The organism is Antarctobacter heliothermus (assembly GCF_900188425.1).
GTDB classification, from domain to species: domain Bacteria; phylum Pseudomonadota; class Alphaproteobacteria; order Rhodobacterales; family Rhodobacteraceae; genus Antarctobacter; species Antarctobacter heliothermus.
The window spans coordinates 1-16,716 of record NZ_FZON01000074.1 but is presented as its reverse complement, the minus strand read 5'-3'; the positions used below and the strand labels follow the sequence as shown (position 1 = coordinate 16,716).

Here is a 16,716-nt window from a genome sequence, read left to right as displayed (position 1 = left end):
GTCATACCGCCGCGCAAGAATGCCAAGCCGTGGAAGCCATCGACTGCAGGGGCTATCGCTCGGAACGAGGCGCTGCGCGCTTCGAAATACCTTGGCCGCGCCATCTGGAGAAAATGGAGCGGATACCACCGACGAAGCCGCGCCGAGACGAAGATGCATTGCGTGAAGCTGCTGGGGCAGAGCCTCATGGCGCGCGACTTCGATCGTCAGGTCGCCGAACTTCAGATCCGCGCCGCCGTGCTCAACGGCTACACCGCGCTCGGCATACCCGTCACAGAGCCTGTGGGATAATTGCGTCCGGGGAAAGGGGAACTCCGGACGTTACCGACTTTGCGCAACAAAGCCTGCTGCAGGCGAACACGCGTGAGCGGCTGGAAACCATCGCTTTTGAGACAGGCATGTCCGTGGCGACTGTTCAGCGTCGTGTTCGCGTGTTGAGAGAAGCAAAGTACATCACCCAGGATGCCGCGTTGTTGTCTCCGACGGCGTTGGGATACACGATGACATTTGTCATCCTGGTCGAGCTTGAGCGCGAGCGGATCGACCAGATCGACGCATTCCGCCGCAAGGTGCGTGATGAAGTGCAGATACAGCAATGTTACTACATTACAGGCGAGGCCGACTTTGCGTTGATCGCACTGGCAAAGGACATGGAAGATTATCAGGCGCTGACGGAACGGTTGTTCTTTGCAGATTCCAACGTAAAGCGTTTTCGCACATCCGTTGCGATGGATCGCACCAAGGTCAGCATGGATGTCCCGCTGGGCTAGGCGGGATCTTTACGTTGGCAGAGTTATCTCAGGGATGTCAAAGGCCGTGACTGGCGGAATGTCCCCCTCAGCTTTGCGAATATCGACAAGACAGGTAAGCGCTCCCGGCCCCTGTGCGATCTCCGACGTCGGAAGATCGGCGGTTAGCACATTCGGGTTGCCGTGCTTGCAGCGGTCACTCCCGTTTTCCCAATCAGGATCATACCACGCACCGGTCGCCATCAGGACGACGCCTTTGCGCACATCCGGCGAAAGCGACGCCCCGGCAAGACACCGACCACGGTCGTTGAAGACCTCGACAATGTCCCCGTCGCAAATACCGCGCACATCGGCGTCTATCGAGTTGATGACACAGGCTGCGCGACCAGCGATCTTTCCTGCCCGGCTGTGGCTGCTCTGATCGAGTTGTGAATGCAGGCGTCGGTCGGGTTGGTGAGTGACTAGGTGCAAAGGAAACTTCTGTGCCAGCGATGCACCCTGCCATTCCACCGGATCGCGCCACATCGGGTGGCCCGCAATCCCATCCCGTCCAAATCCCGCAATCGTATTGCTGAAAATCTCGATCCGCCCGCTCGGCGTCGGGAGTGGGTGTTCCACTGGATCGGCTCGGAAGTTTTCCAGCAAGCGTCTGGGGTGTTCCGGAACCGGAACCGACACCGTACCAATCACGCGAAACTCATCATAGCGAGGCATATCCGGCATTGTTGCACTGAGGTTCTTGACGGTGCGATCATAGAGGCGTTGCAACCATTCCGCTTCACTGCGACCTTCGGTGAAACGGTCAAGGATCGTGCCGTCGACGTCGGTCGGTCCCGTCACCCGCGCTGCAAGATCCGCAAAGATGTCATGGTCATTGCGGCTCTGCTTGAATGGCTTTGCAACTGCAGACGTGGCAAATATATGTGTATCCTGCGGCGATCCTGACAGATCATTGCGTTCCATCGAGACCGTGGCAGGGAACACGATATCCGCAAAACGGGCCAGAGGGGTCCAATGGGGTTCATGGACGATCACCGTCTCGACCCGCTCCCATGCGCGACGTAGGCGGTTCAGGTCCTGATGGTGGTGAAACGGGTTTCCCCCGGCCCAGTAAACCAGCCGGATATCGGGGAAGGTCAAGTCCTCGCCGTTGTAATGAACGGACCCCCCGGGATCGAGCAGCATATCCGCAATCCGCGCCACCGGAATGAAGGTGCTCACGGGGTTTGTGCCCGTGGGCAGCGCCGCCACTGGCAAACGCCCTCGACGGTTTCCGACACTGTTGACCGCGCTCAAGCCGCACGCAACCCCTTCGCCACGGCGTCCGATCCCTCCCAGAAGCGCCGCGAGAACGACCGCCATCCAGATGATCTCCTCGCCATTCTGCTGTCGCGTCATTGACCAGCTGAAGTTGACCACCGTCGGACGCCGCGCCATTTGCAACGCAAGATCGACAATCCGACGGGCCGGAATTCGCGTTATCGACGATGCCCAATCCGCCGATTTCGGCTGTCCGTCCATCTGTCCCATAAGGTAGGGCCGAAACGCGTCGAACCCCGTACAGTGGCTGTCCACGAATGCCTGGTCGTGCAGGTTGCGCGCCACCAGCGTATGCGCCAGGGCAAGCATCAACGCCATGTCCGTATTCGGCCGGATCGACAGCCACCGATCCCTCAAGCTGTCGTCAAGATCCAGCGCAGATGGGTTGATGGTCACGATATCGGCCCCTGCATCGAGCGCCGCCGCCATGTCGTCACGTTGCGTGTGTCTTGCAACGCCGCCGCCATTGACCTGCCCGTTGCGCACCGCGATCCCGCCAAAGGCCACGATCAGCGATTTCCTGTCTGCGATTTCCTGCCATGTCCCGTGCTCCGTCAGCAGGGTTTTCATTGGGGCCAGCACATGCGGCATGATCACTTCGGCGGCGGCATAGCTGTAGGAATCCCGCGCACTGGTATAGCCGCCGAACAGGTTCAGGAACCGGCGCAACTGGCTTTGGGCATGGTGGAATCGTCCGGCGCTGGCCCAGCCATAAGACCCGCCATAGATCGCCTCGTTCGAATGATCGCGCCGGACCCGCAAAAGCTCGCGCGCGGCAAGATCGAGCGCCGTGTCCCAGTCGACCGCCACGAACGAATCCCGCCCCCGCAGGCTGCGATCCGCATTGCCGTCCAGGAACCCTCGCCGCACCATCGGCTGACCGATCCGGCAGGGATCATCAAGCGTTTCAACCATCGCCTGTCCGATCGGCGACGGGTCGGGGTCGTCCTCATACGGCAAAAGCGCGCGAACCCGGCCATCAGCCATTTCGGCGCGATAGGTGCCCCAATGTGCCGCGACGAATGGCAGGTTGTGTGTCATGGCGACATTCCCCGGCGCACAAGACTAACCCAAAAGCCCGCACCAACGGGCAACAGGTCGTCCGAGAAATCGTAGTCTGAGGAATGCAGCGGTTGTCCGTTCGCGCCTTCGGTGCCGTTGCCCGCCAAGATGAAACACGAAGGCCGGGCCGCCGCAAAATGGGCAAAGTCCTCGGAGAACAATTTCGGCGCACAGGCCGCGTCGACGGCGTCTTCACCAACGACGGATATTGCGGCATGAACGGCGGACGCTGTCGGGCCGGGGGCATTGATCGTCGCGGAAAAGCAGGTGTCGAATGAAACGGTTGCCGTGACGCCATGTGCCGCACAGATGCCATCGGTGATCTGACGCATCCGCTGCTCGATGGCGCGGGTTGCCGCAGGCGTCAGCGCGCGCGCATCTCCGGTCAGAACCGCGTTGCCCGGAAGAATGTTGCGCCCGCCGTCAGCGGTGAACCCGGTTACCGACACAACCCCGTTCTGACCGGGGTCGAGCTTCCGCGAGACGATGGTTTGCAGGCTTCCAACCAGTTCGGCCCCGACTGTGATCGCATCGACACTCATATGGGGCATGGCCGCATGGCCGCCGCGTGCGGAAATCGCGATCTCGAACAGGCTTTCACTTGCCGTTATCGGGCCCGTGCAAGTCGCGAACTGGCCGACCGGTAGACCGGGCAGGTTATGCATACCATAAACGCTCTGTACGTCGAACCGCTCGAACAGCCCGTCCCGGATCATCGCCTGCGCCCCCAGGCCATGTTCCTCGTTCGGCTGAAAGATGAACACCACCGTGCCGTCAAACCCGCCACCGCGCGCCAGGGTTTGGGCCGCACCCAGCAGCATTGCAGTGTGGCCGTCATGCCCACAGGCATGCATTACACCGTCGGTCACCGACCGATAGTCGCGGATGCTCGTTTCATGGATCGGCAGTGCATCCATGTCGGCGCGCAAACCGATGCTTCGGTCACTTTTCCCGCGCTTCAGAATGCCGATGACACCAGTGCCGCCAATGCCGCGGTGCGTCTCGACCCCGAAGTTTTCGAGAAGATCGGCAACCCGTGCCGCCGTTTTCTGTTCCTGAAATCCAAGCTCCGGATGGCTATGGAAATGCCGCCGCCAGGCGGTCATCTCCGACATTTCACCGGGATCAAACACGGCTCAATCTCCTTCCGGACCCTCGGAAACGATCAACAGGCAACGAGCATCCGGTCCCGGTGACGCAGCCGTCGGCGCCGCCAGCCCGGCCGCACCGCTGGGTGTGGTTGCGATGCCGTAACGCGCGAAGGTGTTCACTGCCGCCGTGGCTTCTTCGTCGGTGATGGTCACGAACCTGTCGGCATCCTGTTGCAGGGCGCGAAACGCAATCAGTGACGCGTCCTTGCAATCCAGACGACCCATGTTGGAGTCTGCCCCATCAACGCGCGTCAGTCGCCCCGCCTCGACGCTGCGTTGCAAGCACGGCGCGGCGTCCGGCTCCACCACAATGATCTCGGGTTGTTCCGCCCAATTGAGCCGGATATGCGCGGACAGTGCCGCGGCCAATCCTCCGACACCCGCTTGCAGATAGACATGTGTCGGCCAAACATCCAATTTTGCGAATGCCGCCCTGCATTCCTCGGGGATCACGCAATATCCCTCCATCACCAGCGCAGGCCGGTCGATGTAGCCTTCCCACGATCCGTCCGCCAACAGGATCCAATCCTTGTCGCGCGCCACCTGGCGCGCCACTTCGACGCTTTCATCATAGCTTCCGTCAACGCGCAGCACATCCGCGCTTTTGGCCCGAATGCGATTGGCGAACGACTCCGGTACTGCCGCCGCAAGTACGATCACCGCTTTCGCGCCAAACACCTTGGCACCGGCAGCCACCGACAAACCGTGATTTCCAGCACTTGCCGTGATGAAAACCATCTCGGCCGCTGTGTTTTTTGTGGCCTGTGACGAAAAATCCTCCGACCCGGCCTTGTCGGCGATCATCCGCGCCACGGCAAAAGCGCCGCCAAGAGCCTTGAAACTGCCAAGGCCCATACGGTCGCTTTCATCTTTCAGCCACAGCCGCGAAATACCGACCTCCTCCGTCAGTAGATCGATTTCCGTCATCGGGGTCGGAGCATGAACAGGGCAATCCTTCAGCAGCGCCTCCGCGCGCGAAGCGTCGGGATGGAAAAGATGATGATCCAGGTTGGTCGGGATTTGTGTGCTATCGGTCATGCCATCAGCATTACTGAAAAAGCTGAGAAATTTTTGCGCATTTTTTCTACAGAGGTGACTATATTTCTTGCTTTTGATCAAATGCTGCTGTGACAAAATCAACGCATTTGACGCCAATAGAGGCCATATCGCTTTCATCGGGAACATCATGAACGCCTCTCAGGTTTTTCCTCTGTCCGAGTTTGAAATGCGCCTCGCGAGGCTGCAAACCCGGATGTCAGACGCGGGCCTCGACGGCCTGTTGCTCACCTCAGAACACGATGTCCGCTATGTGACGGGGTTCCTTACACGGTTTTGGGAAAGCCCCACGCGCCCGTGGTTTGTCGTGGTTCCTGCATCCGGCAATCCGATTGCCGCGATCCCGTCGATCGGTGCCGCGCTCATGGCCGCCACCTGGGTTACGGATATTCGCACCTGGTCCGCGCCAACCCCGGAGGACGACGGGATTTCGCTGTTGGCCGACACCTTGAAAGAAGTCTTGCCGCCCCATGCCAGGCTTGGCCTGGCGATGGGGCATGAAACCGCGTTGCGTATGCCGCTGGTCGATTTCATGCGTCTGCGCGACGACCTGGCGCCCTGTGAAATCCTGGACGCGACCAAGCTCCTGCGCGAAACGCAGGCGATCAAATCCGAACGCGAACTTGAGATCATTTCGGAAATCTGTGCCATCGGCGGACGGGCATTCGACCGGATCGAGGAGATCGTTCAGGTCGGCAAGCCGCTGAGCGGGGTCTACCGCGACTTTCAGGCGCTATTGCTATCCGAAGGGGCGGATTGGGTGCCCTATGTCGCAGGAGGGGCCGGGCAAGGTGGGTATCCCGATGTCATTTCTCCCGCGACCGACGCACCGCTGCGCGACGGCGACATCCTGATGCTGGATACAGGCGCGGTCCGGCTGGGGTATTTCTGCGACTTCGACCGCAACTGGTCCATCGGATCAGCCTCTGCCGAAACGCGGAGCGCCTATCGTTTGCTCTTTGAAGCGACCGATGCCGGCTTCGAAGCCGCGCGTCCCGGCACCACCGCATCCTCGGTGTTCCGCGCCATGCAATCGGTGATCGACAAGGCGGGCAGCAGCGGCGCGGGCGGGCGCCTCGGGCACGGATTGGGCATGCGGCTGACCGAATTTCCGTCCTTGACGGCGACAGATGAAACAGAATTGCAACCCGGAATGGTCCTGACGCTGGAGCCCGGCCTGGAAATGGCGCCGGGGCGCATGATGGTGCATGAAGAAGACATCGTCATTACCGATGACGGACCACGCTTCCTGACAAACCGCGCCGCGCCGGAGATTCCCGAAATAGGTTTGCAGGCATGAGCCTTCTGCCTTTCGCACTTGGCCCTGCCCTGGGATACAAGGCCAACCTCGGACTGATCGTCCTGCGAACCGACGAAACCATCGAGGCGGATTTTCGGCAGCTGATCGCGGATGACGGCATCGCCCTCTACACCACGCGCATACCCTGCGAAACCGACCTTTCAGGGGAGGCGCTTGCCCGCATGAAAGCTACGCTTCCGGCTGCGGCGGCGCTGTTGCCATATACCTTCATGTATGACGTGGTAGGGTACGCCTGCACATCGGCCAGCGCGGTGATCGGGTCCGATGCGGTTGGGCATGCCATTCGCGCAGGCACCAATGCCCGCCATGTGACCGATCCGCTGCTGGCGATGCGGGCCGCCCTGGGCGCGCTGAACGTGCGCAAGCTCGGGTTTCTGTCGCCCTATGTTGCGGAACTGTCAGACAGGATGCGGCAGATATTCGAGTCCGACGGCATCGAGATCGCCAGCTTCGGCAGCTTTGGCGAGAAAAGCGACGAAAAGATCGCGCGCATCCACACAAGGTCGATTCGCGATGCGGCCCGCAATATCTGTGATGCGGCTCGGTGTGACGCGCTTCTGATCTCCTGCACGAACCTGCGCGCCACGACCGAGATCGCGCAACTCGAGGCCGAACTCGGACTGCCGGTGCTGGCCTCGAACCAGGCGCTGGCATGGCAAATGCTAAAACTATCGGGTCAGCGGACCGACCACCTTCCCTACGGCGCCTTGATGAAGCTGTGAATAAGCCGCGCTTCATCGGCAAATTCCTGACAAGCGGAAAAGACGCTTCAGGGCGAACAGCGGTGCAACAGGTCGATTGCGCTGACTGGTGCGGGTTGATCAAGCACCCGAAACATGGGTTTTTTCGCGGAACGGGTTGGTGATAGATGCAGCCAGGAAGCGCGGGTGGTTGGAGAGAGTCTGGTAGCCTCTGATTGACTCCTCACTTAGCTGTTCATCCGGTTCGGAGGCAGGCCGCAATCGCCAAACTCCAGCCGATATCTTTCGGGACGGTCGAGCCGCATCACAAGGCCCACGCTCGCTCCCAACGTCCCAAAATTCGCCTCAGGCCTGCGCGGCGAAGTTCCGAGAACGCCCTCCCAGGTAAAAAAACAGGCCGCGATTGTCAGCTTGCCGACATTCGAACTCGTGCGGTGAAGGTTTCTGTCCGAAGACCTGCAAACTCGGCCTCCAATCCGTGCGGCAGCTTGCATGAACGACCGGTCCTCCATCCGCTGCGCTGCACCGAGTTTCTCGCTCGGGCAGCATCTGAAGCGCTGCATGCGCACGCAGCGATCAAATCGAATTTACAGGATGGGCTCAAAGCGGGCATTGCGCGTCGAGCCTCACTAGGGCTGACATGCATCATTCACGGCAAAGGGCGGGGGCTTTTGGCCCGCCGCCCCTTAACAAGATGTGAATTCGTCTCTGTAAGCCCTTGATTTACAACAGGCGCACGTCTGTCCACGCGTGGACACCCTCCGCGGCCACCCCCTCGCGGGGGCAGCCCGGCACGCTTACCCCTTGGCGTAGCCCAACCCTTGCAAGGCCACGCGGATTTCATCCAGAACCGCCGGATCATCAATCGTCGCGGGCATCTTGAACTCTTCGTTGTCGGCGATTTTCACCATGGTCGCGCGCAGGATTTTTCCCGACCGGGTCTTGGGCAGCCGATCGACCACGCAGGCCAGCTTGAACGCCGCGACGGGGCCGATCTTGTCCCGCACCAGCTTGACGCATTCCTTGACGATCTCATCATAGGGTCGGTTGGTGCCCGAGTTCAGACAGAGGAACCCCATCGGCAACTGACCCTTCAACTGGTCCGTCACGCCGATCACGGCGCATTCCGCAACGTCCGGGTGTCCGGCCAGCACCTCTTCCATGCCCCCCGTCGACAGGCGATGCCCGGCGACGTTGATCACATCATCGGTGCGCGCCATGATGTAGAGATAACCCTCTTCGTCCTTCATCCCCGCATCGCCAGTCTCATAGTAGCCGGGGAAGGTATTGAGATAGGATTTGCGAAAGCGATCCTCGGCGTTCCACAGCGTCGGCAGCGTCCCCGGCGGCAGCGGCAGCTTGATCGCGATGGCGCCCAGCGTGTCGGGACCAACCGGGTGGCCCGCCTCGTCCAGGATCTGCACGTCATAGCCCGGCATCGGCTTGGCGGGACTGCCCAGCTTGGTCGGCAGTTCCTCGATCCCCAGCGGATTACCCGCGATGCACCAGCCCGTCTCTGTCTGCCACCAGTGGTCGATCACCGGCACCTTCAACATGTCCTGCGCCCAGACGATGGTATCCGGGTCGGCCCGTTCCCCCGCCAGATAGACCGCGCGCAGCCCGCTGAGGTCGTATTTGGCGACAAATTCGCCCTTGGGGTCCTCACGTTTGACCGCCCGAAAGGCGGTCGGCGCGGTAAAGAACGACTTCACCTTGTGTTCCTGGATCACCCGCCAGAACGTGCCCGCATCCGGCGTACCGACCGGCTTGCCCTCAAACACGATGGTGGTGTTGCCATGCACCAGCGGGGCGTAGGTGATATAGCTGTGCCCCACGACCCAGCCCACGTCGGACGCGGCCCAGAACACATCACCGGGATCGACGTTGTAGAGGTTTTTCATGCTCCAGTTCAGCGCCACAAGATGCCCGCCCGTGTGGCGCACAACGCCCTTGGGCTGGCCGGTGGTGCCAGAGGTATAGAGGATATAGGCCGGGTGGTTGCCCTCGACCGGCACACAATCCGCCGGTTCGATGCCGTACTGAAAGCCGTGCCAGTTGTAGTCGCGGCCCTCGATCAGTTTGGCCACTTCCTGCTCACGCTGGAAGATCACGCAAAAATCGGGCTTGTGCTTGGCCAGATCAATGGCCCCGTCCAGCAGCGGTTTGTAGTGGATGACGCGCCCCGGCTCCATCCCGCAGGAGGCGGCGATGATCGCCTTGGGTTTGGCGTCGTCGATCCGCACCGCCAGTTCGGTCGAGGCAAAGCCGCCAAAGACAACCGAATGGACCGCACCAAGACGGGCGCAGGCCAGCATCGCCTCCAGAGCCTCGGGGATCATCGGCATGTAGATGATGACGCGGTCGCCCTTTTCAACGCCCTTGGCGCGCAGGGCCCCGGCCAGATTGGCGACGCGGTTGCGCAGCTCAACAAAGGAAATCTCACGCTTGGTATGGGTGATCGGGCTGTCGTAGATGATGGCCGTCTGCTCCCCCCGGCCATTTTCCACATGGCGATCGACAGCGTTCCAGCAGGTGTTGACCATGCCGTCGGCAAACCATTCGTACATGTGGTCGCCGCGATCAAAGAGGGCCTTCGACGGTTTCCGGTCCCAATCGATGGCTTCGGCCGCCTGCATCCAGAACCCTTCCGGATCGGACTGGCAGCTGTCATAAACGTCTTGATACCCCATGGAGAGCCTCCTTTTCCCTGACAAGCGGCTTAGGCTCTGGTCTGCCAGACAGGCAAGTCTGTTACCGATGGTCAGGACAGAATACCGCAGAAGATTTGCGAAAATCGCCTGCAAATATTTGCAAACCCTCCGAATTATTGCTCTGATCTTTCATTTTTCCCCAATTTGCAAAACTGCAAACCATGCCTCCCCTTCTTGGCGAAGTCCCATCTCAAGCAGGACACCCACCCGCTTGCGCAGATGTGAACGGTCACATGGCTTGACCTTATGCTGGCGACATGGACTCATCCCCACAATCGGACCAAAGGAGATTCCCCATGCAAAGCAATGCCTTCAAGACGCTGATCCTGGCCATACTGGCCGCCTGCGTCTGGAGCGGTGCCGCCCGAGCGGATTGGGAATTTATCGGTGGTGAAGAGGCGACAGTGCATACCGCCCGCGTCTGCAAAGGCGCGGACGAGGTTCTGTGCCTGGAGCTGGGCTGCACGCTGGGCGATCCGCTGGCCTTTCGCCTGACCTCACAGAACATGGCCGGGATGGTTGCGGCGGCGCAGCTGGACACGCTGCTGTTTGTCGGCTCACAACTGGCCGGGTCGCTGGATTTCAGCCAGAGCGGGCTGGAAAGCTTTCACGCCCCGCTGGAGGAAACCCACCTGCGCGGCATCCAGCGCCTGAAGGCGGGCATTCGGGCGCAACTGCATGTCTGGTACAGCGGCGATGCCGCGCCCGAAGTGCATAACTTTACCCTGATCGGCAGTCAGAACGCGATCACCGCGGTGGAACAGTTCTGCCCGCAACCGGATTTCGCCGCCCGCGAGCTAGAGCGGCGCACACTGCCCGATCCGGCCACCAAGATCCTTGGCGACATGCGTGAGGCCTGCACCGTGCTGGACGGCCAGTTGACCGTGGGTGAGGATTTTGACGTTGCCATCGACATTGACGGCAAACCGCCGCTGGACCTGCGGGTGAACCACGGCGCGATGGTCTGCGACAGCACGCCGGACATGGTGTGCGGACCGGCGGGCTGCCTGACCTCGTTCTGGCTGGGTCTGGACAACGGCCAGTACCGCAGGGTCTTTCTGGATGCGATCCAGGACGCGGCCCTGACCGGACAGCCCGGCGTTTTGACCCTCAGCCTCAAGGGGTCGCGCTGTGGCGACGGCGATGACGCTGGCCCCTGTGGCCGTGCCTATGAACTGGACGGTTTCGAGCTGAAACCCCGGCAATAGCCGGGGGCGTCGGGGCCCGTGTGACATCAGGCCCCGACCACCGTCTCAGTCCGTGAACGTGACAGAGACCACCGGGTTGCCCGGCAGGCCGTCATAGCTGACGGATGCCCCGCCCCCGGCCTTGGCCGGTGGCAACAACGGCCCGATGGACCCGACAGAGATCAGGTCGCCCGCTTTCAGCATATACCCCGCCGATATCAGCCAGAGCGCCGAATTCACCGGGTTGCCCAGCACCGCCGCCCCCGGCGCTTCTGCCATCACCGTGCCATCCGCCGCGCGCACCGTGACCTGCATCGCCGCCAGCGCCTGCAACATCGCGGCTGGATCGTCGACCGGTATTTCGGCGCCCATGACCCCCAGGCGCGGCGCGACGCCGATGGCCGTCAGGGTCACACCGTTGATCGGCTCCCCCTGCTTGAAGGTCAGGTCCGGCAGTTCGATGAATGGCCGCACGGCCGAGATATGCGTGATCGCCTCTTCGGCCGTCGTCGCCGCGTTGATCGCGTCGTCACCGACCACAAGGATAAGATCCGCCTCGAACAAGGGGATCGCGCCGAATTGCGCCGGCACCTCGGCCCCGTCCTCCAGCAGCATGTCGCGGTACAACACGCCGCCCACCGGCTCTGTCACGCCAAACCGCTCCTGCGCCGGTTTGCTGGTCAACCCGGCCTTGTAGCCCACCACCGGCCCCAGATGCGCGGACAGTGCCGCGACCACCTTTTCCTGCGTGCAGCGCGCATCCTCCATCGTGCCCTCCGGCACCAGCGCCACGGTCGGCGTCTTGGCCAGATGATCGGCGACAAAGGCAGCAATGGCCGCATCGTCGGCGCAGTCCGCCCAGGCCGCGCCGGCCATCAATGCAATCACCCCCGCCGTAACAGGCAGAGCAGTAAATCTGGACATGTAAACCTCCCGGATGTCGCTTGCCCTCAGACTGACGCAGCGCCGCGAGTCTGGCAATCGACAAGGTGGGGCACCCCCTTGGATCAGACAAACTGTTCGCGGATCAGTCGTTCCTCCAGCCCGTGACCGGGGTCGAACAGCACATGGTGCGCCACATCCGGTTCCGACCGGATATGCACCCGCAGGACATCGCGCACCGCCTCGCCGTCGGCCTCGGCCATGACGGGGCGCTTTTCCGGCTCAAGCACCTCGAACGTTACGCCCGCCGATTTCGGCAGCAACGCGCCGCGCCACCGGCGCGGGCGAAAGGCCGCCACCGGGGTCAGCGCCAGCACATCCGCGCCAATCGGCAGGATCGGCCCGTGCGCGGAATAATTATAGGCGGTGGACCCGGCGGGCGTCGACACCAGCGCCCCGTCGCAGACCAGTTCCGCCATGCGCACCTGCCCGTCCACGCTGATCCGCAGCCGCGCGGCCTGTGATCCCGACCGATGCAGCGACACCTCGTTGATCGCCAGCGCGTGATGGTCATGCCCGTCGACACATGTGGCGCGCATCACCAGCGGGTTGATCACCGCCTCCTCTGCGGCCTGCAACCGCTCGACCAGCCCGTGTTCCGAATATTCGTTCATCAGAAACCCGACAGTGCCGCGATTCATGCCATAAACCGGCACCTCCAACGCCTGCGTCCGGTGCAGCGTGTGCAACATGAACCCATCGCCGCCCAGCGCCACGATCGCCTCTGCCCCCTGTTCGGCATGGTCGCCATAGCGCCGGGACAACCCAGCCAGCGCCGCCTGCGCAATGGGCGCGCGAGAGGCGCAAAAGGCGATCCGTAGTGTCATCGGGGGTTTCCTGTCGTCTTCATTCGGGGCGGATGGAACCACATGTTCCCCGACAGGACCAGTGTTCGCCCGTCTGTGGCGCTGAAATCTTCCACTGCGTCGCTTTAGGTTCTTTGAAGCGGGCGGCATGTCCGATACCAAACGCCGCAACCCGAATCCCAAGGAGCAGCGCCATGAACGCCACCCACCGCGACACCGGTTTCTTTACCGAGTCGCTCTCCTCCCGCGATCCTGAACTGTATGCCTCGATCACCGGCGAGCTTGGCCGCCAGCGTGACGAGATCGAGCTGATCGCCTCCGAAAACATCGTCTCCAAGGCGGTGATGGAGGCGCAAGGCTCTGTCATGACCAACAAATACGCCGAAGGCTATCCCGGTCGGCGCTATTACGGCGGCTGTGACTACGTCGACGTGGCAGAGAACCTCGCGATTGAGCGCGCCAAGCAGCTGTTCGGCTGTGACTTTGCCAATGTGCAGCCCAATTCCGGCTCACAGGCCAACCAGGGCGTGTTCACCGCGCTGATCAAACCGGGCGACACCATTCTGGGCATGTCGCTGGACGCGGGCGGTCACCTGACCCACGGCGCCAAGCCCAACCAGTCCGGCAAGTGGTTCAACGCCATCCAGTACGGCGTGCGCAAGCAGGACAACCAGCTGGATTATGATCAGGTCGAGGCGCTGGCCAAGGAACATCTGCCCAAGCTGATCATCGCCGGTGGCTCTGCCATCCCGCGCCAGATCGACTTTGCCAAGATGCGCGAGATCGCCGACATGGTGGGCGCGTATCTGCACGTCGACATGGCGCATTTTGCCGGTCTGGTGGCAGCGGGCGAACACCCCTCGCCCTTCCCGCACGCCCATGTCGCCACCACCACCACGCACAAGACCCTGCGCGGTCCGCGCGGCGGCATGATCCTCACCAACGATGAGGCGTTGGCGAAAAAGTTCAACTCCGCCATCTTCCCCGGCATTCAGGGCGGCCCCCTGATGCACGTCATCGCCGCCAAGGCCGTCGCCTTTGGCGAGGCGCTGCGCCCCGAGTTCAAGACCTACCAGCAGCAGGTGATCAAGAACGCGCAGGCCCTGTCCGATCAACTGATCAAGGGCGGGCTGGACACCGTGACCCACGGCACCGACACCCATGTGGTGCTGGTCGATCTGCGCCCCAAGGATGTCAAAGGCAATGCCACCGAAAAGGCCTTGGGCCGCGCACATATCACCTGCAACAAGAACGGCGTGCCGTTTGACCCCGAAAAGCCGACCGTGACCAGCGGCATCCGCCTTGGCAGCCCCGCAGGCACCACGCGCGGCTTTGGTGAGGCAGAGTTCCGCCAGATCGCCGACTGGATCATCGAGGTTGTCGACGGGCTGGCCGCCAACGGCGAAGATGGCAATACCGAGGTCGAGGCCAAGGTAAAGGCAGAGGTCGCCGCCCTCTGCGCCCGCTTCCCGATCTACACCGACCTCTGATCACGCATTGGGCGGGGCTCTCTCCCGCCCCGCCGTCGCACCAATCAAACCGCCGTGGACCCCTCCATGGCGGTTTTTCCGTTCAATCGGCCTCAGACTTCGTCTTTCAACGCATCTTCCAGCATCTTTTCGTTCCGAACATCCTCGATCCGGCGCAGGCGATCCTCGGACATGCGGAAATCGAACCGGTATTTCACCACGTTGATCAGGCTGATGGTCAACATGAACACCCCCATCGCCCAGAACCCCTTGGTCGACAGCGGCACCTCGGTGCTCAGCCAAAGCGAAATGCCCAGCAGGCCATAGGCCAGCGCCACACCGGCAAAGTTGATGAACAGGATCAGGCTGTTTTCGTTGCGGTCCATGAGAATAGTCCTTTCAAGTATCAATGTTTGCGATCAGGGATTGCGATCAGTTTTGGGACTTCAGGCGGTTCAGAACATCCGCGGCGGTGCTTTTGCTGGCGGGCCCAAACCCGGCCTCGGCCATGCGGTCGGCCATGTCGCCCTGGTTCAGCCCGGTGTCGATCTCGCGCAGGATCTGGCTCTGCTCAAAGGGATCATCGCGGTTCAACACCCGCTGGATCAGCGCCTCCGCCTCATCAAAGGCGGTGTCGCGGGCCACATGGGCGCCCAGCCGCGTCTGGATATCCGCCTCACGTTTCGCCGCCCGCGCCGCCACCGCCCCCTGTTTGAGGTCGATCAACCGCCGGTTCGCGGCCTCGACGGACTGGCGCAACTGCAGGATGCGGCTCTCCAGCCGCGCAACCGTGCCGCGCCGCAGCTCCAGCTCATTCTCCATGTCAGCCACCGCCTGCGCCGCCTCGGCCGCCAGAGCCTCGCGCCCCGCCTCCAACGCCGCCTTGGCGCGGGTCATCAGATCCGCCACACGGCTCTCCAGCGCCGTCACCTGCCGGGTCTCAGAGCGCTCACGCTGGATCAGACTGGCCAACCCGTATTTCGCCGACTTCAAGGAACCGTCGGCCTCACGGATCTTCTGGTCAATCAACTCAATGCAATAACGGTCCCGCACCTGTTCCTCTGCGCGGGCATTGGCCCCCGCCACCAGGGTTCTGAGTGTCTCGAACATGTCGCTCTCCGTTTATGAACATCGTTCACGAAATCAGATAGCAACAAAATGAACAGCGTTCAATATTTTTCTTGAACAGCGTTCACAAAGGTCAGGTATTCCCGACCTGCACCAGCAACTGCGCAATCATCCGCTCTATTCCGTCGATCGGAACCGCCGAGATCCGCTTTTCCAAGCCCAGCAGAACAATCCCGTGCACGGATGAGAACAGCGCCCGCACCATCAGATCCAACTCGCGCGCGTCAAAACCGGGGAACAACTCGGCCACAGGTTCGGCGATATGCTCAAACAACCCGCCCAGCGCATCCACATACCATTGCGGCACCGGACCATCTGACGACACATCCGCACTGAACAGCGCCCGCCACAGCCGTGGCTGGTCGGCGGCAAAATGCAGATAGGCCAGCGCCATGGCAATCAGGCGCTCATGCGGGCTGCCTTCATGCCCGTCCACCGCCGCCGATACCGCAGCCCCCAGCCGGACAAAGGTACGCCCGTTGACCTCCAGTGCCAACGCGTCAAGATCCTCGAAATGGGTATAGATCGCGCCAACGGCGCAGCCCGCATCCTTGGCCAGATCCCGCGCCTTGAGCGCCCGCAACCCACCAGAGGCAATCCGCGCCTCGGCCAGGGACACCAGCTTTTCGCGCAGCGCCGCCTTGCGTTCAGCCACCTTGCTTGCCATGACAGATCCTCCCTGAACACCGTTCAAACGCTACCCGCCACTCTCTCCTTACACAAGCCCGCGCATCCGCTAGACTGCCCGCCAACAGCCCTCAACACAAAGGCCCCACCATGTTGATCCCGCAATATTCACCGGCGGTCCGTGTGCGGTGTGATTTCGGGGCGCGGTCGGGTTTCTTGACCTTGCGTGTGGCAGGAAGGGCGATCACGCTGCCGACGTTCGCGTCATACGTGTGGGTGGATGTGTTCGCGGCGCTTTCGGGCGAACGCGGTGATGCATCCGCACACGGCGTTGAACGCCACCGGGATCGGTGGCGACGGTCGGGAAGCGCGGTCATACAGGCGGTTCGGATCAGGGGCCGGCCCAATGCATCCTGATGATTGTCGGCCATAGCATAGACCAGAAAGGCGCGGCGCTGCTTGCAAGCGCGAGCGTCATCCGGCGGC

At 62.0% G+C, this 16,716-nt stretch carries 16 protein-coding genes; 6 read left to right on the top strand and 10 right to left on the bottom strand.

Annotation, left to right across the window (positions count from 1 at the left end; translation table 11 throughout):
- Positions 1–291 (top strand): transposase (locus CHB90_RS23145; protein ID WP_141135827.1); only part of this gene is annotated, 291 nt, incomplete at its 5' end.
- 107 nt (positions 292–398) lie between these two features.
- A complete protein-coding gene (locus CHB90_RS23140; protein WP_089280135.1) occupies positions 399–770 on the top strand; it encodes an Lrp/AsnC family transcriptional regulator in 372 nt (123 codons plus the stop codon).
- A 9-nt stretch (positions 771–779) separates the two neighbouring features.
- Here CHB90_RS23140 and CHB90_RS23135 read toward each other — a convergent pair whose 3' ends face one another.
- The 3 genes from CHB90_RS23135 to CHB90_RS23125 are packed head-to-tail and all read right to left on the bottom strand — an operon-like array spanning position 780 to position 5,470.
- Complete coding sequence (locus tag CHB90_RS23135; protein ID WP_089280134.1) at positions 780–3,110, bottom strand: molybdopterin-dependent oxidoreductase; 2,331 nt, start codon at positions 3,108–3,110, stop codon at positions 780–782.
- Positions 3,107–4,246, bottom strand: a complete 1,140-nt coding sequence (locus CHB90_RS23130; RefSeq protein ID WP_089280138.1) for an amidohydrolase — start codon at positions 4,244–4,246, stop codon at positions 3,107–3,109. The genes CHB90_RS23135 and CHB90_RS23130 overlap by 4 nt, the downstream gene beginning before the upstream one ends.
- Positions 4,247–4,267: 21 nt before the next feature.
- Entirely contained in the window at positions 4,268–5,470 is a 1,203-nt protein-coding gene (locus CHB90_RS23125) for a diaminopropionate ammonia-lyase (RefSeq protein WP_245823347.1), read from the bottom strand.
- On the opposite strand from CHB90_RS23125, the gene CHB90_RS23120 reads away from it, so the two are divergent.
- Entirely contained in the window at positions 5,469–6,638 is a 1,170-nt protein-coding gene (locus CHB90_RS23120) for a M24 family metallopeptidase (protein ID WP_089280137.1), read from the top strand. The genes CHB90_RS23125 and CHB90_RS23120 overlap by 2 nt on opposite strands.
- A complete protein-coding gene (locus tag CHB90_RS23115; protein WP_089280132.1) occupies positions 6,635–7,381 on the top strand; it encodes a maleate cis-trans isomerase family protein in 747 nt (248 codons plus the stop codon). Before CHB90_RS23120 ends, CHB90_RS23115 begins: the two co-directional genes overlap by 4 nt.
- A 776-nt stretch (positions 7,382–8,157) precedes the next feature.
- Here the strand turns inward: CHB90_RS23115 and prpE are convergent.
- Positions 8,158–10,050 (bottom strand): propionate-CoA ligase PrpE, encoded by a 1,893-nt coding sequence (prpE, locus tag CHB90_RS23110; protein WP_089280131.1) that lies wholly within the window; start codon positions 10,048–10,050, stop codon positions 8,158–8,160.
- Between the two features lie 317 nt (positions 10,051–10,367).
- On the opposite strand from prpE, the gene CHB90_RS23105 reads away from it, so the two are divergent.
- Complete coding sequence (locus CHB90_RS23105; RefSeq protein WP_089280130.1) at positions 10,368–11,279, top strand: hypothetical protein; 912 nt, start codon at positions 10,368–10,370, stop codon at positions 11,277–11,279.
- Between the two features lie 45 nt (positions 11,280–11,324).
- Here CHB90_RS23105 and CHB90_RS23100 read toward each other — a convergent pair whose 3' ends face one another.
- Both CHB90_RS23100 and CHB90_RS23095 read right to left on the bottom strand, forming a co-directional pair.
- Positions 11,325–12,182: a 2-keto-4-pentenoate hydratase gene (locus tag CHB90_RS23100; RefSeq protein ID WP_089280129.1), complete on the bottom strand. Its 858-nt coding sequence runs from the start codon at positions 12,180–12,182 to the stop codon at positions 11,325–11,327.
- Between the two features lie 83 nt (positions 12,183–12,265).
- On the bottom strand, positions 12,266–13,027 hold the full coding sequence (locus CHB90_RS23095; protein ID WP_089280128.1) for an NAD kinase: 762 nt from the start codon (positions 13,025–13,027) through the stop codon (positions 12,266–12,268).
- A 173-nt stretch (positions 13,028–13,200) separates the two neighbouring features.
- Here CHB90_RS23095 and glyA point away from each other — a divergent pair, with 173 nt between their 5' ends.
- Positions 13,201–14,496 carry a serine hydroxymethyltransferase gene (glyA, locus tag CHB90_RS23090; RefSeq protein ID WP_089280127.1) on the top strand — a complete coding sequence of 432 codons (1,296 nt, stop codon included), beginning with the start codon at positions 13,201–13,203 and terminating at the stop codon, positions 14,494–14,496.
- 92 nt (positions 14,497–14,588) lie between these two features.
- Here the strand turns inward: glyA and CHB90_RS23085 are convergent, their stop codons facing one another.
- The 4 genes from CHB90_RS23085 to CHB90_RS26860 form a co-directional block, all read right to left on the bottom strand.
- Positions 14,589–14,861, bottom strand: coding sequence for a YiaA/YiaB family inner membrane protein (locus CHB90_RS23085; RefSeq protein ID WP_425426654.1), 273 nt, complete (start codon positions 14,859–14,861; stop codon positions 14,589–14,591).
- A 46-nt stretch (positions 14,862–14,907) separates the two neighbouring features.
- Positions 14,908–15,585 carry a PspA/IM30 family protein gene (locus CHB90_RS23080; RefSeq protein WP_089280126.1) on the bottom strand — a complete coding sequence of 226 codons (678 nt, stop codon included), beginning with the start codon at positions 15,583–15,585 and terminating at the stop codon, positions 14,908–14,910.
- Positions 15,586–15,676: 91 nt separating this feature from the next.
- Positions 15,677–16,270: a TetR/AcrR family transcriptional regulator gene (locus tag CHB90_RS23075; protein ID WP_089280125.1), complete on the bottom strand. Its 594-nt coding sequence runs from the start codon at positions 16,268–16,270 to the stop codon at positions 15,677–15,679.
- Between the two features lie 91 nt (positions 16,271–16,361).
- Positions 16,362–16,716, bottom strand: a 355-nt coding sequence (locus CHB90_RS26860) for a hypothetical protein (RefSeq protein ID WP_212591643.1), incomplete at its 5' end; no start/stop codon positions are given.

Coding starts and splice junctions, on each gene's coding strand:
- CHB90_RS23140 (WP_089280135.1), top strand. CDS start 399: ATGTCCGTGGCGACTGTTCAGCGTCGTGTTCGCGTGTTGAGAGAAGCA.
- CHB90_RS23135 (WP_089280134.1), bottom strand. CDS start 3,110: ATGACACACAACCTGCCATTCGTCGCGGCACATTGGGGCACCTATCGC.
- CHB90_RS23130 (WP_089280138.1), bottom strand. CDS start 4,246: ATGTCGGAGATGACCGCCTGGCGGCGGCATTTCCATAGCCATCCGGAG.
- CHB90_RS23120 (WP_089280137.1), top strand. CDS start 5,469: ATGAACGCCTCTCAGGTTTTTCCTCTGTCCGAGTTTGAAATGCGCCTC.
- CHB90_RS23125 (WP_245823347.1), bottom strand. CDS start 5,470: ATGATGTTCCCGATGAAAGCGATATGGCCTCTATTGGCGTCAAATGCG.
- CHB90_RS23115 (WP_089280132.1), top strand. CDS start 6,635: ATGAGCCTTCTGCCTTTCGCACTTGGCCCTGCCCTGGGATACAAGGCC.
- prpE (WP_089280131.1), bottom strand. CDS start 10,050: ATGGGGTATCAAGACGTTTATGACAGCTGCCAGTCCGATCCGGAAGGG.
- CHB90_RS23105 (WP_089280130.1), top strand. CDS start 10,368: ATGCAAAGCAATGCCTTCAAGACGCTGATCCTGGCCATACTGGCCGCC.
- CHB90_RS23100 (WP_089280129.1), bottom strand. CDS start 12,182: ATGTCCAGATTTACTGCTCTGCCTGTTACGGCGGGGGTGATTGCATTG.
- CHB90_RS23095 (WP_089280128.1), bottom strand. CDS start 13,027: ATGACACTACGGATCGCCTTTTGCGCCTCTCGCGCGCCCATTGCGCAG.
- glyA (WP_089280127.1), top strand. CDS start 13,201: ATGAACGCCACCCACCGCGACACCGGTTTCTTTACCGAGTCGCTCTCC.
- CHB90_RS23085 (WP_425426654.1), bottom strand. CDS start 14,861: ATGGACCGCAACGAAAACAGCCTGATCCTGTTCATCAACTTTGCCGGT.
- CHB90_RS23080 (WP_089280126.1), bottom strand. CDS start 15,585: ATGTTCGAGACACTCAGAACCCTGGTGGCGGGGGCCAATGCCCGCGCA.
- CHB90_RS23075 (WP_089280125.1), bottom strand. CDS start 16,270: ATGGCAAGCAAGGTGGCTGAACGCAAGGCGGCGCTGCGCGAAAAGCTG.